General features: G+C 73.4%; 15 protein-coding genes and 1 tRNA gene. 15 read left to right on the top strand and 1 reads right to left on the bottom strand.

Features of this window, described 5'->3' with window-relative positions; genetic code table 11:
- Positions 1-16: 16 nt before the first annotated feature.
- The 14 genes from AC0VX4_RS05670 (at position 17) to pyk (ending at position 16,846) form a co-directional block, all read left to right on the top strand.
- Positions 17-280 carry a phosphoribosyl-ATP diphosphatase gene (locus AC0VX4_RS05670; RefSeq protein ID WP_002855752.1) on the top strand — a complete coding sequence of 88 codons (264 nt, stop codon included), beginning with the start codon at positions 17-19 and terminating at the stop codon, positions 278-280.
- A 54-nt stretch (positions 281-334) separates the two neighbouring features.
- Positions 335-1,183, top strand: a complete 849-nt coding sequence (hisG, locus tag AC0VX4_RS05665) for an ATP phosphoribosyltransferase (RefSeq protein ID WP_002855750.1) — start codon at positions 335-337, stop codon at positions 1,181-1,183.
- Between the two features lie 46 nt (positions 1,184-1,229).
- Positions 1,230-2,000 (top strand): imidazole glycerol phosphate synthase subunit HisF, encoded by a 771-nt coding sequence (hisF, locus tag AC0VX4_RS05660; RefSeq protein WP_002855738.1) that lies wholly within the window; start codon positions 1,230-1,232, stop codon positions 1,998-2,000.
- Positions 2,001-2,044: 44 nt separating this feature from the next.
- A complete protein-coding gene (gene hisI / locus AC0VX4_RS05655) occupies positions 2,045-2,425 on the top strand; it encodes a phosphoribosyl-AMP cyclohydrolase (protein WP_002855722.1) in 381 nt (126 codons plus the stop codon).
- The gene (locus AC0VX4_RS05650; protein ID WP_002855721.1) at positions 2,422-3,972 is read left to right on the top strand and encodes a chorismate-binding protein; all 1,551 of its coding nucleotides are present in this window, start codon (positions 2,422-2,424) and stop codon (positions 3,970-3,972) included. Before hisI ends, AC0VX4_RS05650 begins: the two co-directional genes overlap by 4 nt.
- Positions 3,972-4,577 (top strand): Trp biosynthesis-associated membrane protein, encoded by a 606-nt coding sequence (locus AC0VX4_RS05645; RefSeq protein ID WP_136940650.1) that lies wholly within the window; start codon positions 3,972-3,974, stop codon positions 4,575-4,577. The genes AC0VX4_RS05650 and AC0VX4_RS05645 overlap by 1 nt, the downstream gene beginning before the upstream one ends.
- Positions 4,578-4,702: 125 nt before the next feature.
- A complete protein-coding gene (locus tag AC0VX4_RS05640) occupies positions 4,703-5,017 on the top strand; it encodes an HGxxPAAW family protein (RefSeq protein WP_002855719.1) in 315 nt (104 codons plus the stop codon).
- 5 nt (positions 5,018-5,022) lie between these two features.
- Complete coding sequence (gene trpC / locus AC0VX4_RS05635; protein WP_002855718.1) at positions 5,023-5,829, top strand: indole-3-glycerol phosphate synthase TrpC; 807 nt, start codon at positions 5,023-5,025, stop codon at positions 5,827-5,829.
- 29 nt (positions 5,830-5,858) lie between these two features.
- Positions 5,859-7,184, top strand: coding sequence for a tryptophan synthase subunit beta (gene trpB / locus AC0VX4_RS05630; RefSeq protein WP_060774921.1), 1,326 nt, complete (start codon positions 5,859-5,861; stop codon positions 7,182-7,184).
- The gene (gene trpA, locus AC0VX4_RS05625; protein ID WP_145031722.1) at positions 7,181-7,987 is read left to right on the top strand and encodes a tryptophan synthase subunit alpha; all 807 of its coding nucleotides are present in this window, start codon (positions 7,181-7,183) and stop codon (positions 7,985-7,987) included. The genes trpB and trpA overlap by 4 nt, the downstream gene beginning before the upstream one ends.
- Positions 7,988-7,989: 2 nt before the next feature.
- Positions 7,990-8,973, top strand: coding sequence for a prolipoprotein diacylglyceryl transferase (gene lgt / locus AC0VX4_RS05620; RefSeq protein WP_002855715.1), 984 nt, complete (start codon positions 7,990-7,992; stop codon positions 8,971-8,973).
- Between the two features lie 203 nt (positions 8,974-9,176).
- Positions 9,177-13,829 carry a glutamate synthase large subunit gene (gene gltB, locus AC0VX4_RS05615; protein WP_065573022.1) on the top strand — a complete coding sequence of 1,551 codons (4,653 nt, stop codon included), beginning with the start codon at positions 9,177-9,179 and terminating at the stop codon, positions 13,827-13,829.
- A complete protein-coding gene (locus AC0VX4_RS05610; RefSeq protein WP_145031719.1) occupies positions 13,822-15,282 on the top strand; it encodes a glutamate synthase subunit beta in 1,461 nt (486 codons plus the stop codon). The genes gltB and AC0VX4_RS05610 overlap by 8 nt, the downstream gene beginning before the upstream one ends.
- Positions 15,283-15,358: 76 nt before the next feature.
- Positions 15,359-16,846 (top strand): pyruvate kinase, encoded by a 1,488-nt coding sequence (pyk, locus tag AC0VX4_RS05605; protein ID WP_145031714.1) that lies wholly within the window; start codon positions 15,359-15,361, stop codon positions 16,844-16,846.
- An 18-nt stretch (positions 16,847-16,864) separates the two neighbouring features.
- Here the strand turns inward: pyk and AC0VX4_RS05600 are convergent, their stop codons facing one another.
- Positions 16,865-17,461, bottom strand: coding sequence for an ANTAR domain-containing response regulator (locus AC0VX4_RS05600; protein ID WP_145031711.1), 597 nt, complete (start codon positions 17,459-17,461; stop codon positions 16,865-16,867).
- Between the two features lie 173 nt (positions 17,462-17,634).
- On the opposite strand from AC0VX4_RS05600, the gene AC0VX4_RS05595 reads away from it, so the two are divergent.
- Positions 17,635-17,716 (top strand) — tRNA-Leu (locus AC0VX4_RS05595).
- The last annotated feature ends 12 nt before the right edge of the window (positions 17,717-17,728 follow it).

The raw sequence follows: 17,728 nt of genomic DNA, 5'->3' as shown, positions 1-17,728 counted from the left end.
TCGCTAGGGTGGTCCCGTGAAGACCTTCGACGAGCTGTACGCGGAACTGACGCGCAAGGTGCAGGAGCGCCCCGAGGGCTCCGGCACCGTGGCCCAGATCGACGCCGGCGTCCATGCGATCGGCAAGAAGGTCGTCGAGGAGGCGGCCGAGGTCTGGATGGCCGCCGAGTACGAGTCGGATGAGGCCGCCGCCGAGGAGATCTCTCAGCTGCTGTACCACGTGCAGACCATGATGATCGCCCGCGGCATCAACCTCGAGGACGTCTACCGCCACCTCTGAGGCCGCCGGCCCCGTTCCCCGCCCGCCCCACCGCATCCCCGAGGAGACCGACGCGTGCTGCGCATCGCCGTTCCGAACAAGGGCGCCCTCGCCGAGGCCGCCCGTGAGATCCTGCAGGAGGCCGGCTACCGCCAGCGCCGCGACTCCCGCGAGCTGGTGCTCGTGGACCCCGAGAACCAGGTGGAGTTCTTCTACCTGCGTCCCCGGGACATCGCGGTGTACGTGGGCAAGGGCACCCTCGACGTCGGCCTCACCGGGCGGGACCTGTTCCGCGACGCCCAGGTCGAGGGCACAGCGGAGGAGATTATGGCGCTGGGCTTCGGCCGGTCCGTGTTCCGACTGGCCGCGCCCGTGGGCACGTTCGCCTCCGAGTCCGAGCTGGCCGGCAGGCGCATCGCCACCAGCTACGACGGGCTGCTGCACGCCTACCTGGAGCGCACCGGCCTCGACGCGGAGGTGGTCCACCTCGACGGCGCCGTGGAGTCCTCCGTCAAGCTCGGCGTGGCAGACGCGATCGCCGACGTCGTGGAAACCGGCAGCACCCTCCGCGCCGCCGGCATGGAGGTCTTCGGCGAGCCCATCCTCGACTCGGAGGCCGTGCTGATCGGCCGTGCGGGGGAGCGCCCCGCGGGTCTCGACGTGCTGCTGCGGCGCCTCAAGGGCGTGCTCGTGGCCCGCCGCTGGGTCATGATCGACTACGACATCCGTCGTGACCTGCTGGAGGCGGCCACCGCGGTCACCCCGGGGCTGGAGTCACCGACGGTCTCCCCGCTGCGGGACGAGACGATGGTCGCCGTGCGCTCCATGGTCCGCAAGCCGGACGCCAACCGCGTCATGGACGAGCTGTACGCCCTGGGCGCCCGCGGCATCCTCATCTCCGCGATCCACGCGATCCGCCTCTGACGGCCCGCGCCGTCCCGCCTGAGCCCCCCGAGACGAAGGAGCCGACGTGAGCCTCGCCGTGCGTGTCATCCCCTGCCTGGACGTGGACGCCGGGCGCGTGGTCAAGGGCGTGAACTTCGAGAACCTGCGCGACGCGGGCGACCCGGTCGAGCTCGCCCGTCGCTACAACGCCGCCGGCGCCGACGAGATCACGTTCCTCGACGTCACCGCCTCCACTTCGGACCGCGCGACCACCTATGACGTCGTGACGCGCACGGCCGAGGAGGTCTTCATCCCGCTGACCGTGGGCGGCGGTGTGCGCACCGTCGAGGACGTGGACCGGCTGCTGCGCACGGGGGCGGACAAGGTCTCCGTCAACACGGCGGCCGTGGCCCGGCCCGAGGTGATCACGGAGATCACCCGACGCTTCGGGTCCCAGGTCCTCGTGCTCTCCCTCGACGCCCGGCGCACGGAGGACCCGGGCTGCGCCTCCGGCTACGAGGTCACCACCCATGGCGGCCGCCAGGGCACGGGCATCGACGCCGTCGCCTGGTGCCGGGAGGCCTCCGCGCGCGGGGTGGGGGAGATCCTGCTCAACTCGATCGACGCGGACGGCACCCGCGAGGGCTTCGACCTGGAGATGATCCGGGACGTGCGCGCCGTGACACGCGTGCCGCTGATCGCCTCCGGCGGCGCCGGCGAGCCCGAGCACTTCCCGCCCGCCGTCGCGGCCGGTGCGGACGCGGTGCTCGCCGCCTCCCTGTTCCACTTCGGCCCGGACGACATGCTCGCCCGCGTCAAGGACGCGCTGCGGCAGGCGGGGCACACCGTCCGCTGACCCCGGCGGCCACGCCCCGCTCCGGCTCCCTAGACTGGACCTCCATGAGCATCTCCCCGCCCGACGACCTCGTGGCCTCCGTGACCTTCGACGACCGTGGCCTGGTGCCCGCCATCGCCCAGCAGGAGGGCACCGGTGAGGTGCTCATGATGGCGTGGATGAACGAGGAGTCCCTGCGCGCGACGCTCGAGACCGGCTGGGCCACCTACTGGTCCCGCTCGCGCGGCGAGCTGTGGCGTAAGGGGGAGACCTCGGGCCATCTGCAGCGGGTGCGCGCGGTCCACACGGACTGCGACGGCGACACCCTGCTGCTCACCGTGGACCAGACCGGCCCCGCCTGCCACACGGGCACCCGCACCTGCTTCACCGGCCGCGAGCTCGTCATGGCGCCGGCCGCCGTCGACCCCGAGGAGGCCGCCCGATGACCGCCGCCACCACTCCCTCCCGCGCGGAGTTCCTGCGTCTGGCGGACACCGCCCGCGTGATCCCCGTGGTCCGCACGGTGCTGGCGGACGGCCTCACGCCGCTGGCGATCCATCGGCGTCTGGCCGGCTCCCGCCCCGGCACCTTCCTGATGGAGTCCGCCGCCCCGGGCGCGGCGTGGTCCCGGTACAGCTTCATCGGGGCCGGCTCCGCCGTCACCCTGACCTCGCGGGACGGTGAGGCGCACTGGCGGGGCACCCCGCCCGAGGGGCTGCCCACGCAGGGCCGCGCCCTGGACGTGCTCGCGGCGTGCCTGCGCCTGCTGCGCACGGACGTGCGCGCCGAGGTCGGAGGCGTTCTGCCGCACCTCGTCTCCGGCATGGCCGGCTTCCTGGGCTGGAACACGGTCCGCGCGTGGGAGCGCCTGCCGCATCCGCCCGAGGACCACCTCGGCCTGCCCGACCTCGCGATGAACCTCGTCACCGACCTGGCCGTGCACGATGCGATGGACGGCACCGTGACGCTGATCGCCAACGCGGTGAACGGCAACGGCCTGGCCACCGGCGCGGACCGCGCCTACGACGACGCGCTCGCCCGCCTGGACGCCATGGTCGAGCGACTGGCCGCCCCGGCCGCGGACCCGGTCAGCGACGTCCCGCGCCGCTGGCTCGAGGCGGACGCGGACGAGGTCGCCGCCCAGGCCGAGGACCGGTGGGGCCCCGAAGGCTTCCGCGAGGCCGTCGCGAAGGCCCAGCGGGCGATCCGCGACGGCGAGGTGTTCCAGGCCGTCGTCTCCCGCCGCCTCTCGGTCACCACGGACGCCACCGGTCTGGACGTGTACCGCGTCCTGCGCATGGTGAACCCGAGCCCCTACATGTACCTCTTCTCCTTCGAGACCCCGGACGGGGAGCCGTACGAGATCGTGGGCTCCTCACCCGAGGCGCTCGTCACCGTGCGGGACCGCCGCGTGGTCACCCATCCGATCGCCGGCTCACGGCGGCGCGGGGCCACCGAGGAGGACGACCGCCTCCTCGGCAAGGACCTGGTGGAGGACGAGAAGGAGCGAGCCGAGCACCTCATGCTCGTGGACCTCTCCCGCAACGACCTCTCGCGCGTGTGCCGCCCCGGCACCGTCGAGGTCACCCAGTTCATGGAGCTCGAGGCCTTCAGTCACATCCTCCACCTGGTCTCGCACGTGGAGGGCCGCATGCGCGACGACGTCGACGCGCTCGACGTCCTCCGCGCCGCCTTCCCCGCCGGCACGCTGTCCGGCGCCCCGAAGCCCCGCGCCCTGCAGCTGCTGGACGAGTGGGAGCCGACCGAGCGCGGGCCCTACGGCGGCGTGGTCGGCTACTTCGACCTGGCAGGCAACATGGACATGGCGATCAACATCCGCTCGGCCACGCTGCACCGCGGCCAGGCGCACGTGCAGGCCGGCGCCGGCATCGTCGCCGACTCCGATCCCGACGCCGAGACCGCCGAGACCGTCACCAAGGCGACGGCGCCGCTGCGGTCCGTGCTGACCGCGGGCGAGCTGGGGCAGGCGTGATGCGCCGCCGCACCGTCGTCCTCGCCGCGCTGGCCGCCGGCGCGCTCGTGCTGCTCACGGCGGGCCGCACCTGGGTGACCGCCACGGGCCTGTCCGGCGGGATCGCCTCTGAGGCGACGACGTCGGGCGGGGCCGCCGCGCCCGTCGCCACAGCCATGGCGCTCGTCGTGATGGCCGGTGCCCTCGCCCTGACCACCGCCCGGCGGCTCGGCGCCGTGATCGTCGGGGTGCTCATGGCGCTGGCCGGGGTCGTGATCGCCTCGACCTCGGTCACCGCCGCCCTGGATCCGGCGACGACGGCGGCCGCCGCGGTCGCCGACGCGACGGGGACCACCGCGCTCGCGCAGGACTACGCCGTGACCGCGTGGCCGTGGGTCGCGGCGGCCGGCGGCGTCCTCGCGGCACTGTGCGGCGTCGCGGCGGCCGTGGCGGGCCGCGGCTGGCGTTCGTCCCGGCGCTACGAGAAGACGCCGGCGGCCTCCGAGCCCGGCCCGGCCGCGGCCGGGGAGCAGCCCGCGCAGTCCGCCCGCGAGGCGGCACAGCGCCGACGCGTGGACCAGATGGACGCGTGGGACGAGCTGTCCCGCGGCAACGACCCCACCTGAGCGCCCGTCTCTCGGCGCGTCCCACACCGCCCGGGTCGTCCCGGGTCACGCGGGCCCGGCCCCGTGCCCGCATGGCACAATGAGGGACAGTCGTCATGTACACCACGCACCAGTGAGGGACAGCCATGAGCCACACCGCGAACACCGAGCCCACCACCCGTCGCGCCGCCCGCAGCGGCGCCGTCGAGGACGTCGTCGTCACCGAGGACGGCCGGGTGCTCAACGACCCGACCCACCTCGAGCTGCCCGGCCACGGCAGCACGCCCGGCGCGTGGGCCATGGTGGCGCTCGTGCTCGTCGGCTTCGTGGCCGGCTGCGTCGGCCTGCTCGCCGACTGGAGCGTCGTCGTGTGGATCGGCGTGGCCCTGATGGCCGTGGGCGTCGTCGTGGGCCTCATCGCCGGCAAGGCCGGCGCGGGTCGCGGCCAGCACGGTCACTGATCCGCGTGTCCGTCCTCCAGGAGATCATCGACGGCGTCCGCGAGGACCTCGAGCCTCGTCGCCGTGCCGTGCCCGAGGCGCGCCTGGCCGAGCTGGTGGCCGCCGCCCCCGCGCCGCGTGACGCCCACGCGGCCCTGCACGGCGGACGCACCGACCCGGCGGGGATCCGGGTGATCTCCGAGGTGAAGCGGGCGAGCCCCTCCAAGGGCGCGCTCGCCGAGATCCCCGAGCCGGCCACCCTGGCCCGCGCGTACGAGCGCGGTGGCGCCAGCGCCGTCTCCGTGCTCACCGAGGCCCGCCGCTTCGGCGGCAGCCTGGCCGACCTGGACGCCGTGCGCGCCGCCGTCGATCTGCCGGTCCTGCGCAAGGACTTCACCGTCACCGAGTACCAGATCCACGAGGCCCGCGCCCACGGGGCCGACCTCGTGCTGCTGATCGTGGCCGCCCTCGACGACGCCGAGCTGGTCGGCTTCCTGCAGCTCACCGAGTCCCTGGGCATGCACGCCCTCGTGGAGGCCCACACGCCCGAGGAGATCGAGCGCGGCGTCGCCGCCGGCGCCCGCATCCTCGGCGTCAACGTGCGCAACCTCAAGACCCTGGACGTGGACCCGGCCCGCTACGCAGCGCTGGCCGACGGGCTGCCCGAGGACGTCGTCCAGGTCGCCGAGTCGGGCGTCGAGTCCGAGGAGCAGATCAAGGCCTACGCCGCCGCGGGCGCCGACGTCGTGCTCGTGGGCGAGGCCCTCGTGCGCCACGGCGCCCCCGAGGAGGCGCTGCGCGCGTTCCGCGCCGCGTCCCTCACCGTCCGCTGACCGAACCAGACCCGAGGAGCGTGGTCGCCATGAGCGCCGACCGTCCGAGCACCGAGCCCGCGATCGAGTTCGAGGGGCCCTATCAGGGTCAGGCCGGGCCCTACTTCGGCGACTACGGCGGGCAGTGGATGCCCGAGTCCCTCATGGCCGCGCTGCAGGAGCTCACCCGCACCTACGAGGAGGCGCGGCAGGACCCCGCCTTCGAGGCCGAGCTGCGGACCCTGTTCCGGGACTACGTGAACCGGCCCTCCCTGCTGAGCGAGGTGCCGCGGTTCGCCGCGGACACCCCCGGCGTGCGCATCTTCCTCAAGCGCGAGGACCTCAACCACACCGGCTCGCACAAGATCAACAACGTGATCGGCCAGGCGCTGCTCGCCCGCCGCATGGGCAAGACGCGCCTGATCGCGGAGACCGGCGCCGGCCAGCACGGCGTGGCCACGGCGACGGCGGCCGCGCTGTTCGGCATGGAGTGCACCGTGTACATGGGGGAGGAGGACACCCGCCGCCAAGCCCTGAACGTGGCCCGCATGCAGATGCTCGGCGCCGAGGTGGTCCCCGTGGCGATCGGTGCCCGCACCCTCAAGGACGCGATCAACGAGGCCCTGCGGGACTGGGTCGCCTCCGTGGACACCACGCATTACCTGATGGGCACGGTCACGGGCCCGCACCCGTTCCCCGCCATGGTGCGCTACTTCCACTCCGTGATCGGCGAAGAGGCCCGCGAGCAGATCCTGGCCCAGGCCGGCCGCCTGCCGGACGCCGTCGCGGCGTGCGTGGGCGGCGGGTCCAACGCGATGGGCCTGTTCCACGGCTTCCTCGACGACCCCGAGGTGGAGCTCTACGGCTTCGAGGCCGGGGGCGAGGGCCTCGAGACCGGGCGCCACGCCGCGTCCATCACGCTCGGACGCACCGGCGTGCTGCACGGCGCCCGCACGTACCTGATGCAGGACGAGGACGGGCAGACGATCGACTCCCACTCGATCTCCGCCGGCCTGGACTACCCGGCCGTCGGCCCGGAGCACGCCTTCCTGCACGACACGGGCCGCGCCGTCTACGAGCCGGTCTCGGACACCGAGTGCATGGACGCCTTCCTCCGGCTCACGCGCACCGAGGGCATCACACCCGCCATCGAGTCGGCCCACGCCCTGGCCGGCGCGCTGCGCCTGGCCCGGCGTTGGTCGGACGAGGGCCTCGTGGGTCCGGACGCCCCGGAGGGTCAGGAGCGGATCATCATCGTGAACCTCTCCGGCCGCGGGGACAAGGACGTCGCCACCGCGGCGGCCTGGTTCGGCCTCGGCACGGCCGCGCAGGAGAAGGACCCGCTCGAGGAGATGACCCCCGGAGAGGAGCAGTGACCGGCATGACCGTGCACTCCAAGACCGCCGCGGCCCTGGACGCCGCGAAGGCGGCCGGCCGCACCGGCCTCGTCGCCTTCCTGCCGGCCGGCTACCCGTCCGTGGACGAATGCGTCGAGGCCGTCGTCGCCGCCGCGGAGAACGGCGCCGACGTCATCGAGCTGGGCCTGCCCTACACGGACCCCGTGATGGACGGCCCCGTGATCCAGGGCGCGACCCAGGCGGCGCTGCAGGCCGGTTTCCGCGTGGCCGACGTCTTCGACGTCATCCGACGGGTGACGGAGCGCACCCACGCCGCGGTGCTGGTGATGACGTACTGGAACCTCGTGGACCGCATGGGCGTCGACGAGTTCGCGCGCCGCCTCGCCGAGGCCGGTGGCGCCGGTCTCGTCACCCCTGACCTCGTGCCCGAGGAGGCCGGCGCCTGGATGGAGGCCTCGGACCGCCACGGCCTGGACCGCGTGTTCCTCACCGCGCCCTCGTCCACGGACGAGCGTGTGCGCCTCACCGTCGACTCCTCCCGCGGATTCGTGTACGCCGTGTCGGTCATGGGCGTCACCGGCGCTCGCGACGCGGTGTCCACCGTCGCCGAGACCGTGGTCCGCCGGGCCCAGGATGCCGGGGCGGAGCATGTGTGCGTCGGCCTCGGCGTCTCCCAGGCCGCGCACGTCCGCGAGATCGGCGCCTACGCCGACGGCGCGATCGTCGGCACGGCCCTGGTGCGAGCGCTGACGGACGGCGGGCCGCAGGCCGTAGGCACGCTGACCCGCGAGCTCGCCGCCGGCACGGTCCGAGAGGGCTGAGGGTGACCGCCGCCCTGGCCCCGCTCGCCGCCTTCCCCGCCCCCGGGTGGGACGGGTTCCAGCTGGGTCCGGTGAAGATCCACGCGTACGCGCTGTGCATCATCCTGGGCATCGTCCTGGCGCTGTGGCTCGCCGAGCGTCGGTGGCGCGCCCGCGGCGGCCCCGAGGACCGTGTGCTCGACATCGCCCTGTGGGCCATCCCGTTCGGCTTCGTGGGCGGTCGGCTCTACCACGTGTTCTCCTCACCGGACCGGTACTTCGGGCCCGGCTTCGACGGCACGGGCGACCCGATCCAGATCCTGTACGTGTGGAACGGTGGACTGGGCATCTGGGGCGCGATCGCCCTCGGCGCCGTGGGCGCGTGGATCGCGTGCCGCCGCTACGGGCTGCGGCTGACGGCCTTCGGCGACGTCGTCGCGCCGGGCATCCTGCTGGCCCAGGCCATCGGCCGGTGGGGCAACTGGTTCAACCAGGAGCTCTTCGGCGGCCCGACGACCCTGCCCTGGGGGCTCGAGGTCGACCCGGCCAGCCCGAACTTCCCGGCCGGCTACGCCCCGGACACGCTGTTCCACCCCACGTTCCTCTACGAGTGCCTGTGGAACCTGGCCGGGGTCGCGCTGCTGCTCCTCGTGGACCGCGCGCTGCACATGCGCCACGGCCTCATGCTGTGGTCCTACGTCGCCTGGTACACCGCGGGCCGCACGTGGATCGAGATGCTGCGCATCGACGACGCCGAGATGGTCACGCTCTTCGGCGTCACCCAGCGGCTCAACGTGTGGACGTCCCTGCTGGTGTTCGTCATCGCCCTCGCGTTCATCGTCGGGATCCTGCTGCGCCATCGCGGCGCGGCCGCCGGCCCCCACGCCCACCAGAGCGTGTGGCGCGCCGGGCACGCCCCCGAGGGCGACGACGGCGCCGCCGTCGCCGCGGGCCGCTCCGGGTCCCACGCCGTGGGCGCGGCGGAGGACGACGCCGTCCGGCGCTGACCCGCTCCCCGGCGCGCCCGCGAGGGGCGCCCGGGGCCCCGGTGTCCCACATGGTGGACATTCGGCGTGTCACAGAACGTCCGGTTCCGCACAGTGGGACGTCGCGCCCGGTAGCGTCTCTTCCACCTCGGGGCCGTCGGCCCCGAGCGTCGGGGCCAGCGCCGTCCCCGTCCGAGCCCCTGCTCTCCGGAAAGGACGGCACCATGCCTGTGGCATCCTCGCCCGCCTCGGCCCCCCGCGCGGGGGGACCGGTGGATCCCTTCGTCCGCTATGCGGACGTCCCCGCCGCCCAGGGCCTCTACGACCCGTCCCGGGAGACCGAGAACTGCGGCCTCGCCGTCATCGCCACCCTGCGGGGCACCCCGAACCACGACATCGTCCAGCACGCGCTGACCGCCCTGCGCGCGCTCGAGCACCGCGGGGCGGTGGGCGCCGACGAGGGCACCGGCGACGGCGCCGGCCTGCTGACCCAGATCCCCGACGAGCTGTTCCGTGCCGTCGTCGACGCCGAGCTGCCCCCCGTGGGCGAGTACGTCGCCGGCACCGCCTTCCTGCCGCCCGTCGACGGCGAGCGCGCCGAGGCGAAGGAGGCCGTCGAGCGGCTGGCCGAGGAGGAGGGGCTGCAGGTCCTGGCGTGGCGCGAGGTGCCCACCGACCCCTCGGCCCTGGGCGTCGGCTCCCGGGCGGCCATGCCCGCGTTCGAGCAGCTGTTCCTGTCCCTGGCGGACGGTCAGGACGGCACCGAGCCGGGGCAGTCGCTGGACGTGCGGGCGTGGCGGGTGCGCCGCCGCGCCCAGTCCCGCGCCGGCGTCTACTTCCCCTCGCTCTCGTCCCAGACGATCGTCTACAAGGGCATGCTGACGACCGCCCAGCTGGAGCCGTTCTACCCGGACCTCTCCGACGAGCGGTTCACCACCCGGCTGGGCGTGGTCCACTCGCGGTTCTCCACCAACACGTTCCCCTCGTGGCCGCTGGCCCAGCCGTTCCGCACCATCGCGCACAACGGCGAGATCAACACGGTCAAGGGCAACCGCAACTGGATGCGCGCCCGTCAGGGCCAGCTCAAGCACCCGATGCTCGGCGAGGTCCCAGAGGACCTGTTCCCGCTGATCAGCCCCCTCGGCTCGGACTCGGCCTCCTTCGACGAGGTCGCGGAGCTGCTCATGCTCTCCGGGCGCCCGCTCACCCAGGCGATCATGATGATTATCCCGGAGGCGTGGGAGAACCACGCGACCATGGACCCGGCCCGCCGCGCCTTCTACCAGTACCACTCCATGCTCATGGAGCCCTGGGACGGACCGGCCGCCGTCGCCTTCTCCGACGGCACCCAGGTGGGCGCCGTGCTGGACCGCAACGGCCTGCGCCCCGCCCGCTGGTGGGTCACCGACGACGGCCTCGTCGTCCTGGCCTCCGAGGTCGGCGTCGTGCCGATCGAGCCCTCGGCGGTGGTGCGCAAGGGGCGCGTGGCCCCGGGGCGCATGTTTCTCGTGGACACCGAGCAGGGCCGGATCATCGGCGACGACGAGATCAAGGCCGAGGTCGCCTCCGCCCAGCCGTGGGAGGACTGGGTGCGCCAGAACCTCCTGGACCTGGAGTCGCTCCCCGAGCGCGAGCACGTCCGCCACACCTCCGAGTCGATCCTGCAGCGTCAGCGCATCTTCGGGTACACCTCGGAGGAGCTGCGCATCCTCGTCGGGCCGATGGCCCAGACGGGCGCCGAGCCGCTCGGTGCGATGGGCACGGACACGCCCATCGCCGTCCTCGCCAAGCGGCCCCGGCTGCTCTTCGACTACTTCGTGCAGTCCTTCGCCCAGGTGACGAACCCGCCGCTCGACGCGATCCGCGAGGAGCAGGTGACCTCGATGCGCACCGCGATCGGCCCGCAGGGCAACGTGCTCTCCCTCGAGCAGGTGCGGACCCGCCAGGTCGACGTCCCGTTCCCCGTGATCGACAACGACCAGCTGGCCCGCATCCAGCACCTGCGCGACGCCGACGGCACCCGCCTGACCCTCAAGGTGAACGGCGTGTACCGGGTGGCCGGAGGCGTCGAGGAGCTCCGCGCCCAGCTGAAGGCGATCTGCGAGCAGGTCTCGGCCGCCGTCAACCGCGGCGTGGAGTACGTGGTGCTGTCCGACCGCGGCGCCACCGCCCAGTGGGCGCCGATCCCGTCCCTGCTGCTGACCTCCGCCGTGCACCACCACCTGCTGGCCTCGGCCAACCGCACCAAGAGCTCGCTGATCGTCGAGGCGGGCGACGTGCGCGAGGTCCACCATGTGGCCGTCCTGCTCGGCTACGGGGCCTCCGCGGTCAACCCGTACCTGGCCATGGAGTCCGCCGAGGAGCTCGTGCGCACGGGGGAGGTCTCGGGCGTCACCGCCGAGCAGGCCGTGGCGAACCTGATCAAGGCGCTCGGCAAGGGCGTCCAGAAGATCATGTCCAAAATGGGCATCTCCACGGTCGCCTCCTACACCGGCGCCCAGACGTTCGAGGCGCTCGGCCTGTCCCGGCGCTTCGTGGACCGCTACTTCGTGGGCACCACGAGCCCGCTCGACGGCGTGGGCATCGACGTCGTCGCCGCCGAGATCCAGGCGCGCCACGAGTTCGCGTATCCGCCGGACGGCAACGACATCAACCCGTACCGCGAGCTCGAGGTGGGCGGCGAGTACCAGTGGCGGCGCGAGGGCGCGCCGCACCTGTTCAACCCCGAGACCGTGTTCCGCCTCCAGCACTCCACGCGGGAGCGGCGCTACGACGTCTTCAAGGACTACACGCGTCGCGTGGACGACCAGGCGGAGGAGCTCATGACCCTGCGCGGGCTCATGCGCCTGCGCACGGGCGAGCGGCCGCCGGTGCCCGTCTCCGAGGTGGAGCCCGTCGAGTCGATCGTGCGCCGCTTCTCCACCGGCGCGATGTCCTACGGCTCCATCTCGCAGGAGGCGCACGAGACCCTCGCGATCGCCATGAACCGCCTCGGCGCCCGCTCGAACTCGGGCGAGGGCGGCGAGGACCCCGAGCGCCTGCTGGACCCGGAGCGCCGCTCGAAGATCAAGCAGATCGCCTCGGGCCGGTTCGGCGTCACCAGCCTGTACCTGGCCACCGCGACCGACCTGCAGATTAAGATGGCCCAGGGCGCCAAACCCGGCGAGGGCGGCCAGCTGATGGGGACCAAGGTGTACCCGTGGGTCGCCCGCACGCGGCACTCGACCCCGGGCGTCTCCCTGGTGTCGCCGCCGCCGCACCACGACATCTACTCGATCGAGGACCTGGCGCAGCTGATCCACGACCTCAAGCGGGCCAACCCGACCGCGCGGGTCCACGTCAAGCTCGTCTCCGAGTCCGGCGTGGGCACGGTGGCCGCGGGCGTCGCCAAGGCGCGCGCCGACGTCGTGCTCATCTCCGGCCACGACGGCGGAACGGGCGCCTCCCCGCTGAACTCCCTCAAGCACGCGGGCACCCCGTGGGAGATCGGCCTGGCCGAGGCGCAGCAGACGCTCATGCTCAACGGCCTGCGCGAGCGCGTCACCGTCCAGGTGGACGGGCAGCTCAAGACCGGCCGGGACGTCGTGATCGCCGCACTGCTCGGGGCCGAGGAGTTCGGCTTCGCGACCGCCCCGCTCGTGGTCTCCGGCTGCATCATGATGCGCGTGTGCCACCTGGACACGTGCCCCGTAGGCGTGGCCACCCAGAACCCCGAGCTGCGCGCGCGCTTCACGGGCAAGCCCGAGTTCGTCGTCAACTTCTTCGAGTTCATCGCGCAGGAGGTCCGCGAGCTGCTCTCGCAGCTGGGCTTCCGCACGCTCGACGAGGCGATCGGCCACCGCGAGCTGCTCGACGTGGACGCGGCCCTGCATCACTGGAAGTCCGAGGGCCTGGACCTCTCGGGCATCCTCGCGGACCCCTCCGTCGGCCGGCGTCCGGGCCACGAGGACGCGCCCATGCGCCGCACCACCGAGCAGGACCACGACCTCGCCTCCCACATCGACCACCGGTTCATCGCCCGGCTGGGGGACACGCTCACGACGGGCACGCCCGTCGTGATGGACGAGGCCGTCGTGAACACGGACCGGTCCGTGGGCACGATGCTGGGCTACCACGTCACGAGCACGCGGCTCGCCGACGAGCTGGACGACGACACGATCACCGTGCGCCTGACGGGCGAGGCCGGCCAGTCCCTCGGCGCCTTCCTGCCCGCCGGCGTCACCCTGCGGCTCTCGGGCGACGCCAACGACTACGTCGGCAAGGGCCTGTCGGGGGGACGCGTGATCGTCCGCCCCGACGCCGAGGCCCCGTTCGTGGCCGAGGAGAACACCGTGGCCGGCAACGTGATCGGCTACGGCGCCACCTCGGGCCAGCTGTTCCTGCGCGGCCGCGTGGGGGAGCGGTTCCTCGTGCGCAACTCCGGCGCCACCGCGGTGGCCGAGGGCATCGGCGACCACGGCCTGGAGTACATGACCGGCGGCGAGGCGCTGATCCTCGGCGAGACCGGCCGCAACCTCGCCGCCGGCATGTCCGGCGGGCGGGCCTGGGTGCTGGACCTGGACCGGGAGGACCTGAACCCACTCGCCGTCCGCGAGGACGCCCTGATCCTCGAGGCGCCGTCCGCGCAGGACCGGCTGCGGATCGCCGAGCTGCTGGAGCTGCACCGCGCGGAGACGGGCTCCGCCGTCGCCGCCGCGCTGCTCGCCGACCTGCGGGCCGGCGGGGACGCCGCCGACGCCGCGTGGGACCGCTTCACGACCGTCCTGCCCCGGCAGTACGACCTCGTGCTGCGCACCCGTCAGGCCGCGACGGCCGAGGGACTCGACCCGGACGGGGAGGCCGTCTGGGACCGACTGCTGGAGGTGACCCGTGGCTGATCCGCGCGGATTCCTGAAGAACCGGGAGCGCGTCGAGCGCCCCACGCGTCCGGTGCCGGTGCGCATCATGGACTTCAAGGACGTGTACGTCCGCCAGGACGAGGCGATCGTGCGCACCCAGGCCGGCCGGTGCATGGACTGCGGCATCCCGTTCTGCCACTCCGGGTGCCCGCTGGGCAACCTCATCCCGGAGTGGAACGACCTGGTCCGGCGGGGACGCTGGGACGAGGCCGCCGCGCGACTGCACTCGACCAACAACTTCCCCGAGGTCACCGGGCGGATCTGCCCCGCCCCGTGCGAGGACTCCTGCACCCTGGGCATCAACCAGCCCGCGGTCACCATCAAGCAGACCGAGGTGGCGATCGCGGAGCAGATCTTCGACAACGACTGGCTCGAGCCGGTCGTGCCGGCCCGCCTGAACGGCCACACCGTGGCCGTCGTCGGCTCGGGCCCGGCGGGACTGGCCGCGGCGCAGCAGCTCACCCGCGCCGGCTTCACCGTGGTGGTCTACGAGCGCGACGAGCGCCTCGGCGGCCTGCTGCGGCTGGGCATCCCGGACTTCAAGCTGGAGAAGGACGTCCTGGACCGGCGCCTGGCGCAGATGGAGGCCGAGGGCACCCGGTTCCGCACCGGCGTGCAGATCGGCGTCGACCTGCCCTGGGACCAGCTCAAGGCCCGCTTCGACGCCGTGATCGTGGCGACCGGCGCCCCCGTGGCCCGCGAGCTGCCCGTCCCCGGCCGCGGCCTCGACGGGATCCACCTCGCCATGGACTACCTCGTGCAGTCCAACCGCGCGGTCGCCGGCGACGAGGTCCCGGACCAGATCTCCGCCGAGGGGCGCCACGTGGTGATCCTCGGCGGCGGCGACACTGGCGCGGACTGCATCGGCACCGCGCACCGCCAGGGGGCGGCGTCCGTGACGACGCTGGCGATCGGCCAGCAGCTGCCGGTCGAGCGCCCCGTCCACCAGCCGTGGCCCACGATCCCCAAGGTCCACCAGCAGACCACGGCCGACGCCGAGGGCGGCGCCCGCGAGCACCTCGCCTCCACGGTCGAGTTCCTCGGCGACGAGCACGGCCGCGTGCGCGCCCTGCGCGTGGCGGAGACCGAGTACCGCGAGGACGGCACGCGCGGGCCCAAGGCGCGCACCGAGCGCGAGGTCCAGGCGGACCTGGTGCTGCTGGCGCTGGGCTTCACCGGCATCGAGGAGGAGCTGCTCACGCAGCAGCTCGGCGTGTACGTGACGCGCGGGCTCGTGGCCCGGAAGGACGGGTACGAGACCGACGAGCCGGGCGTGTTCGCATGCGGCGACGCCGGGCGCGGCGCCTCCCTGGTGGTCTGGGCCATCGCCGAGGGGCGTGCGTGCGCGCAGCAGGTCGACGACTCGCTCGAGCGCTGGTCCCGACTGCCGCACCCCGTGGACCCGGACGACCGCGGCCTCGTCCTCGGCTGAGTCCTCCGTCTCATCTTCCGACGCCACGCGGGCCCGCCCTCCACCGAGGGCGGGCCCGCCCCCTATCGTGGGTCGCATGCGACACGCGAAGATCATCGCCACCTTTGGGCCCGCCACCGACTCCGACGAGACCACCCGCGCCATCATCCGCGCGGGGGCGGACGTCGTCCGCCTCAACATGAGCCACGGCGACCACGCGGTGCATGAGACGTCCTACGAGCGGGTGCGTCGGCTGAGCGTGGAGGAGGGCCGCCCCGTCGCGATCTTCGCCGACCTCCAGGGCCCCAAGATCCGCCTCGGGCGCTTCACCGACGGCCCGCATCTGCTCGAGAGGGGCGATCGGATCACCATCACCACCCGGGACGTGCCCGGGACCCGCGAGCTGGTGGGCACCACCCACAAGGGGCTGCCCGGGGACGTCGCCCCCGGCGACGTGCTCCTGGTGGACGACGGCAAGGTGCGCCTGCGCGCCGTCGAGGTCACGGACACGGACGTGCTGGCCGAGGTCGAGGTGCCGGGCATGGTCTCGGACAACAAGGGGATCAACCTGCCGGGCGTGGCGGTGAACGTGCCCGCCCTGTCCGAGAAGGACGAGCGGGACCTGCGCTGGGCGCTGCGCACCGGCGTGGACATGGTGGCGCTGTCCTTCGTGCGGGACGCCGCGGACGTGGACCGGGTGCACGAGATCATGGACGAGGAGGAGCGCCGGGTCCCGGTCATCGCCAAGATCGAGAAGCCCCAGGCGGTGGAGAACCTCGAGGCCATCGTGGACGCGTTCGACGCCGTCATGGTGGCCCGCGGCGACCTCGGCGTGGAGCTGCCGCTCGAGGACGTGCCCGTGGTGCAGAAGCGCGCGGTGGACCTCGCCCGCCGCTGGGCGAAGCCGGTCATCGTGGCCACGCAGGTGCTCGAGTCGATGATCGACAGCCCGCGCCCGACGCGCGCCGAGGCCTCGGACTGCGCCAACGCCGTGCTCGACGGCGCGGACGCCGTCATGCTCTCGGGCGAGACCTCGGTGGGCGCGTATCCGGTCGAGACGGTCCAGACGATGGCCCGGATCATCGAGTCCACCGAGACCCACGGCCTCGAGCTCATCCACCCGCTCGGCTCGCGTCCCCGCACGCGCGGCGGCGCGATCACCCGGGCCGCCGTCGAGGTCGCGAACCAGCTCGACATCCCGTTCCTCGCCGCGTTCACCGAGTCCGGCGACTCGGCCCGTCGGCTCAGCCGCCTGCGGCCGCGTCAGCCGATCTACGCGTTCACCCACCACGAGCACACGCACAACATCCTGTGCCTGACGTGGGGCGTCTACCCGAAGATGGTCCCGTTCCAGGACTCCACGGACAAGATGACCCTCCAGGTGGAGCAGTCGCTCACGTCGGAGGGCATCGCCCAGCACGGCGACCTCGTGGTCATCGCCGCCGGGTCCCCTCCCGGGACCGTGGGCTCCACGAACACGCTGCGCGTGCACCGCGTGGGGGACGACGCCGCGGGCGGCTCGTCCGCGGCCTCGCCGCAGACGCGCGAGCCGCTCGGCTTCTGGCCGGCCCGCTCCCCGCTCTGACGAGCGCGCGGGCGCAGCTCAGCCGACCTGGTCGATGACGGCCTGCGCGACCTCCCGCATGGTCAGGCGCCGGTCCATGGAGGTCTTCTGGATCCAGCGGAAGGACTCGGCCTCGGTCAGGCGCATCCGCTCCTGGAGCAGCGCCTTGGCCCGGTCCACGATCTTGCGGGTCTCCAGGCGGTCCCCGAGGTCCCGCACCTCGGCCTCGAGGCTGCGCAGCTCGTCGAAGCGGGCCACGGCCAGTTCGATGGCGGGGACCAGGTCGGCCTCGGTGAAGGGCTTGACCACGTAGGCCATGGCCCCGGCGGTCCGGGCGCGCTCCACCAGCTCGCGCTGGCTGAAGGCGGTCAGCATGACCACGGGGGCGAGCCGTTCCCCGGCGATCTCGCCCGCGGCCGCGATGCCGTCCATCACGGGCATCTTCACGTCCAGCACCACGATGTCCGGCCGGTGCTCGCGCACGGCCTCGACGGCGGCGCGGCCGTCGCCGGCCTCGGCGACCACCCGGTAGCCCGCCCCGGTGAGCACCTCCACCAGGTCGAGGCGGATGAGGGTCTCGTCCTCGGCGACGACGGCCCGCAGGCCGGTCTCCTCGGGAGGCGTCAGCGTGGACACGGCAGCTCCTTCGTGCGGGCCGGGACGGCGTCGGTGCGGCGCCGCTGGTGGTCCACCAGGCTACCGTGCGGGATGGGCGCGGCGCGGGCGCGTCGGCGGAGACCGCGCCGGAAGGCCGGGGCGCCGGCTCGGGGCGCTGATAGGGTGATCGAGTCCCGCCTCCGGGCGGCACTGCCCGAATGGTGGAATCGGTAGACACGCCGCACTCAAAATGCGGTGCCGAGAGGCGTGTGGGTTCGAGTCCCACTTCGGGCACCGTCGGCGCGC

This window comes from Micrococcus sp. 63XJN7_8_ISO-PGPR-S23-253, from assembly GCF_056173425.1.
This window is presented reverse-complemented; position numbering and strand designations above follow the sequence as displayed.

Excerpts from the sequence above, each read along its gene's own strand:
- hisI (WP_002855722.1), top strand. The coding sequence starts at position 2,045 with ATGAGCATCTCCCCGCCCGACGACCTCGTGGCCTCCGTGACCTTCGAC.
- AC0VX4_RS05650 (WP_002855721.1), top strand. The coding sequence starts at position 2,422 with ATGACCGCCGCCACCACTCCCTCCCGCGCGGAGTTCCTGCGTCTGGCG.
- AC0VX4_RS05645 (WP_136940650.1), top strand. The coding sequence starts at position 3,972 with ATGCGCCGCCGCACCGTCGTCCTCGCCGCGCTGGCCGCCGGCGCGCTC.
- AC0VX4_RS05640 (WP_002855719.1), top strand. The coding sequence starts at position 4,703 with ATGAGCCACACCGCGAACACCGAGCCCACCACCCGTCGCGCCGCCCGC.
- trpB (WP_060774921.1), top strand. The coding sequence starts at position 5,859 with ATGAGCGCCGACCGTCCGAGCACCGAGCCCGCGATCGAGTTCGAGGGG.
- gltB (WP_065573022.1), top strand. The coding sequence starts at position 9,177 with ATGCCTGTGGCATCCTCGCCCGCCTCGGCCCCCCGCGCGGGGGGACCG.
- pyk (WP_145031714.1), top strand. The coding sequence starts at position 15,359 with ATGCGACACGCGAAGATCATCGCCACCTTTGGGCCCGCCACCGACTCC.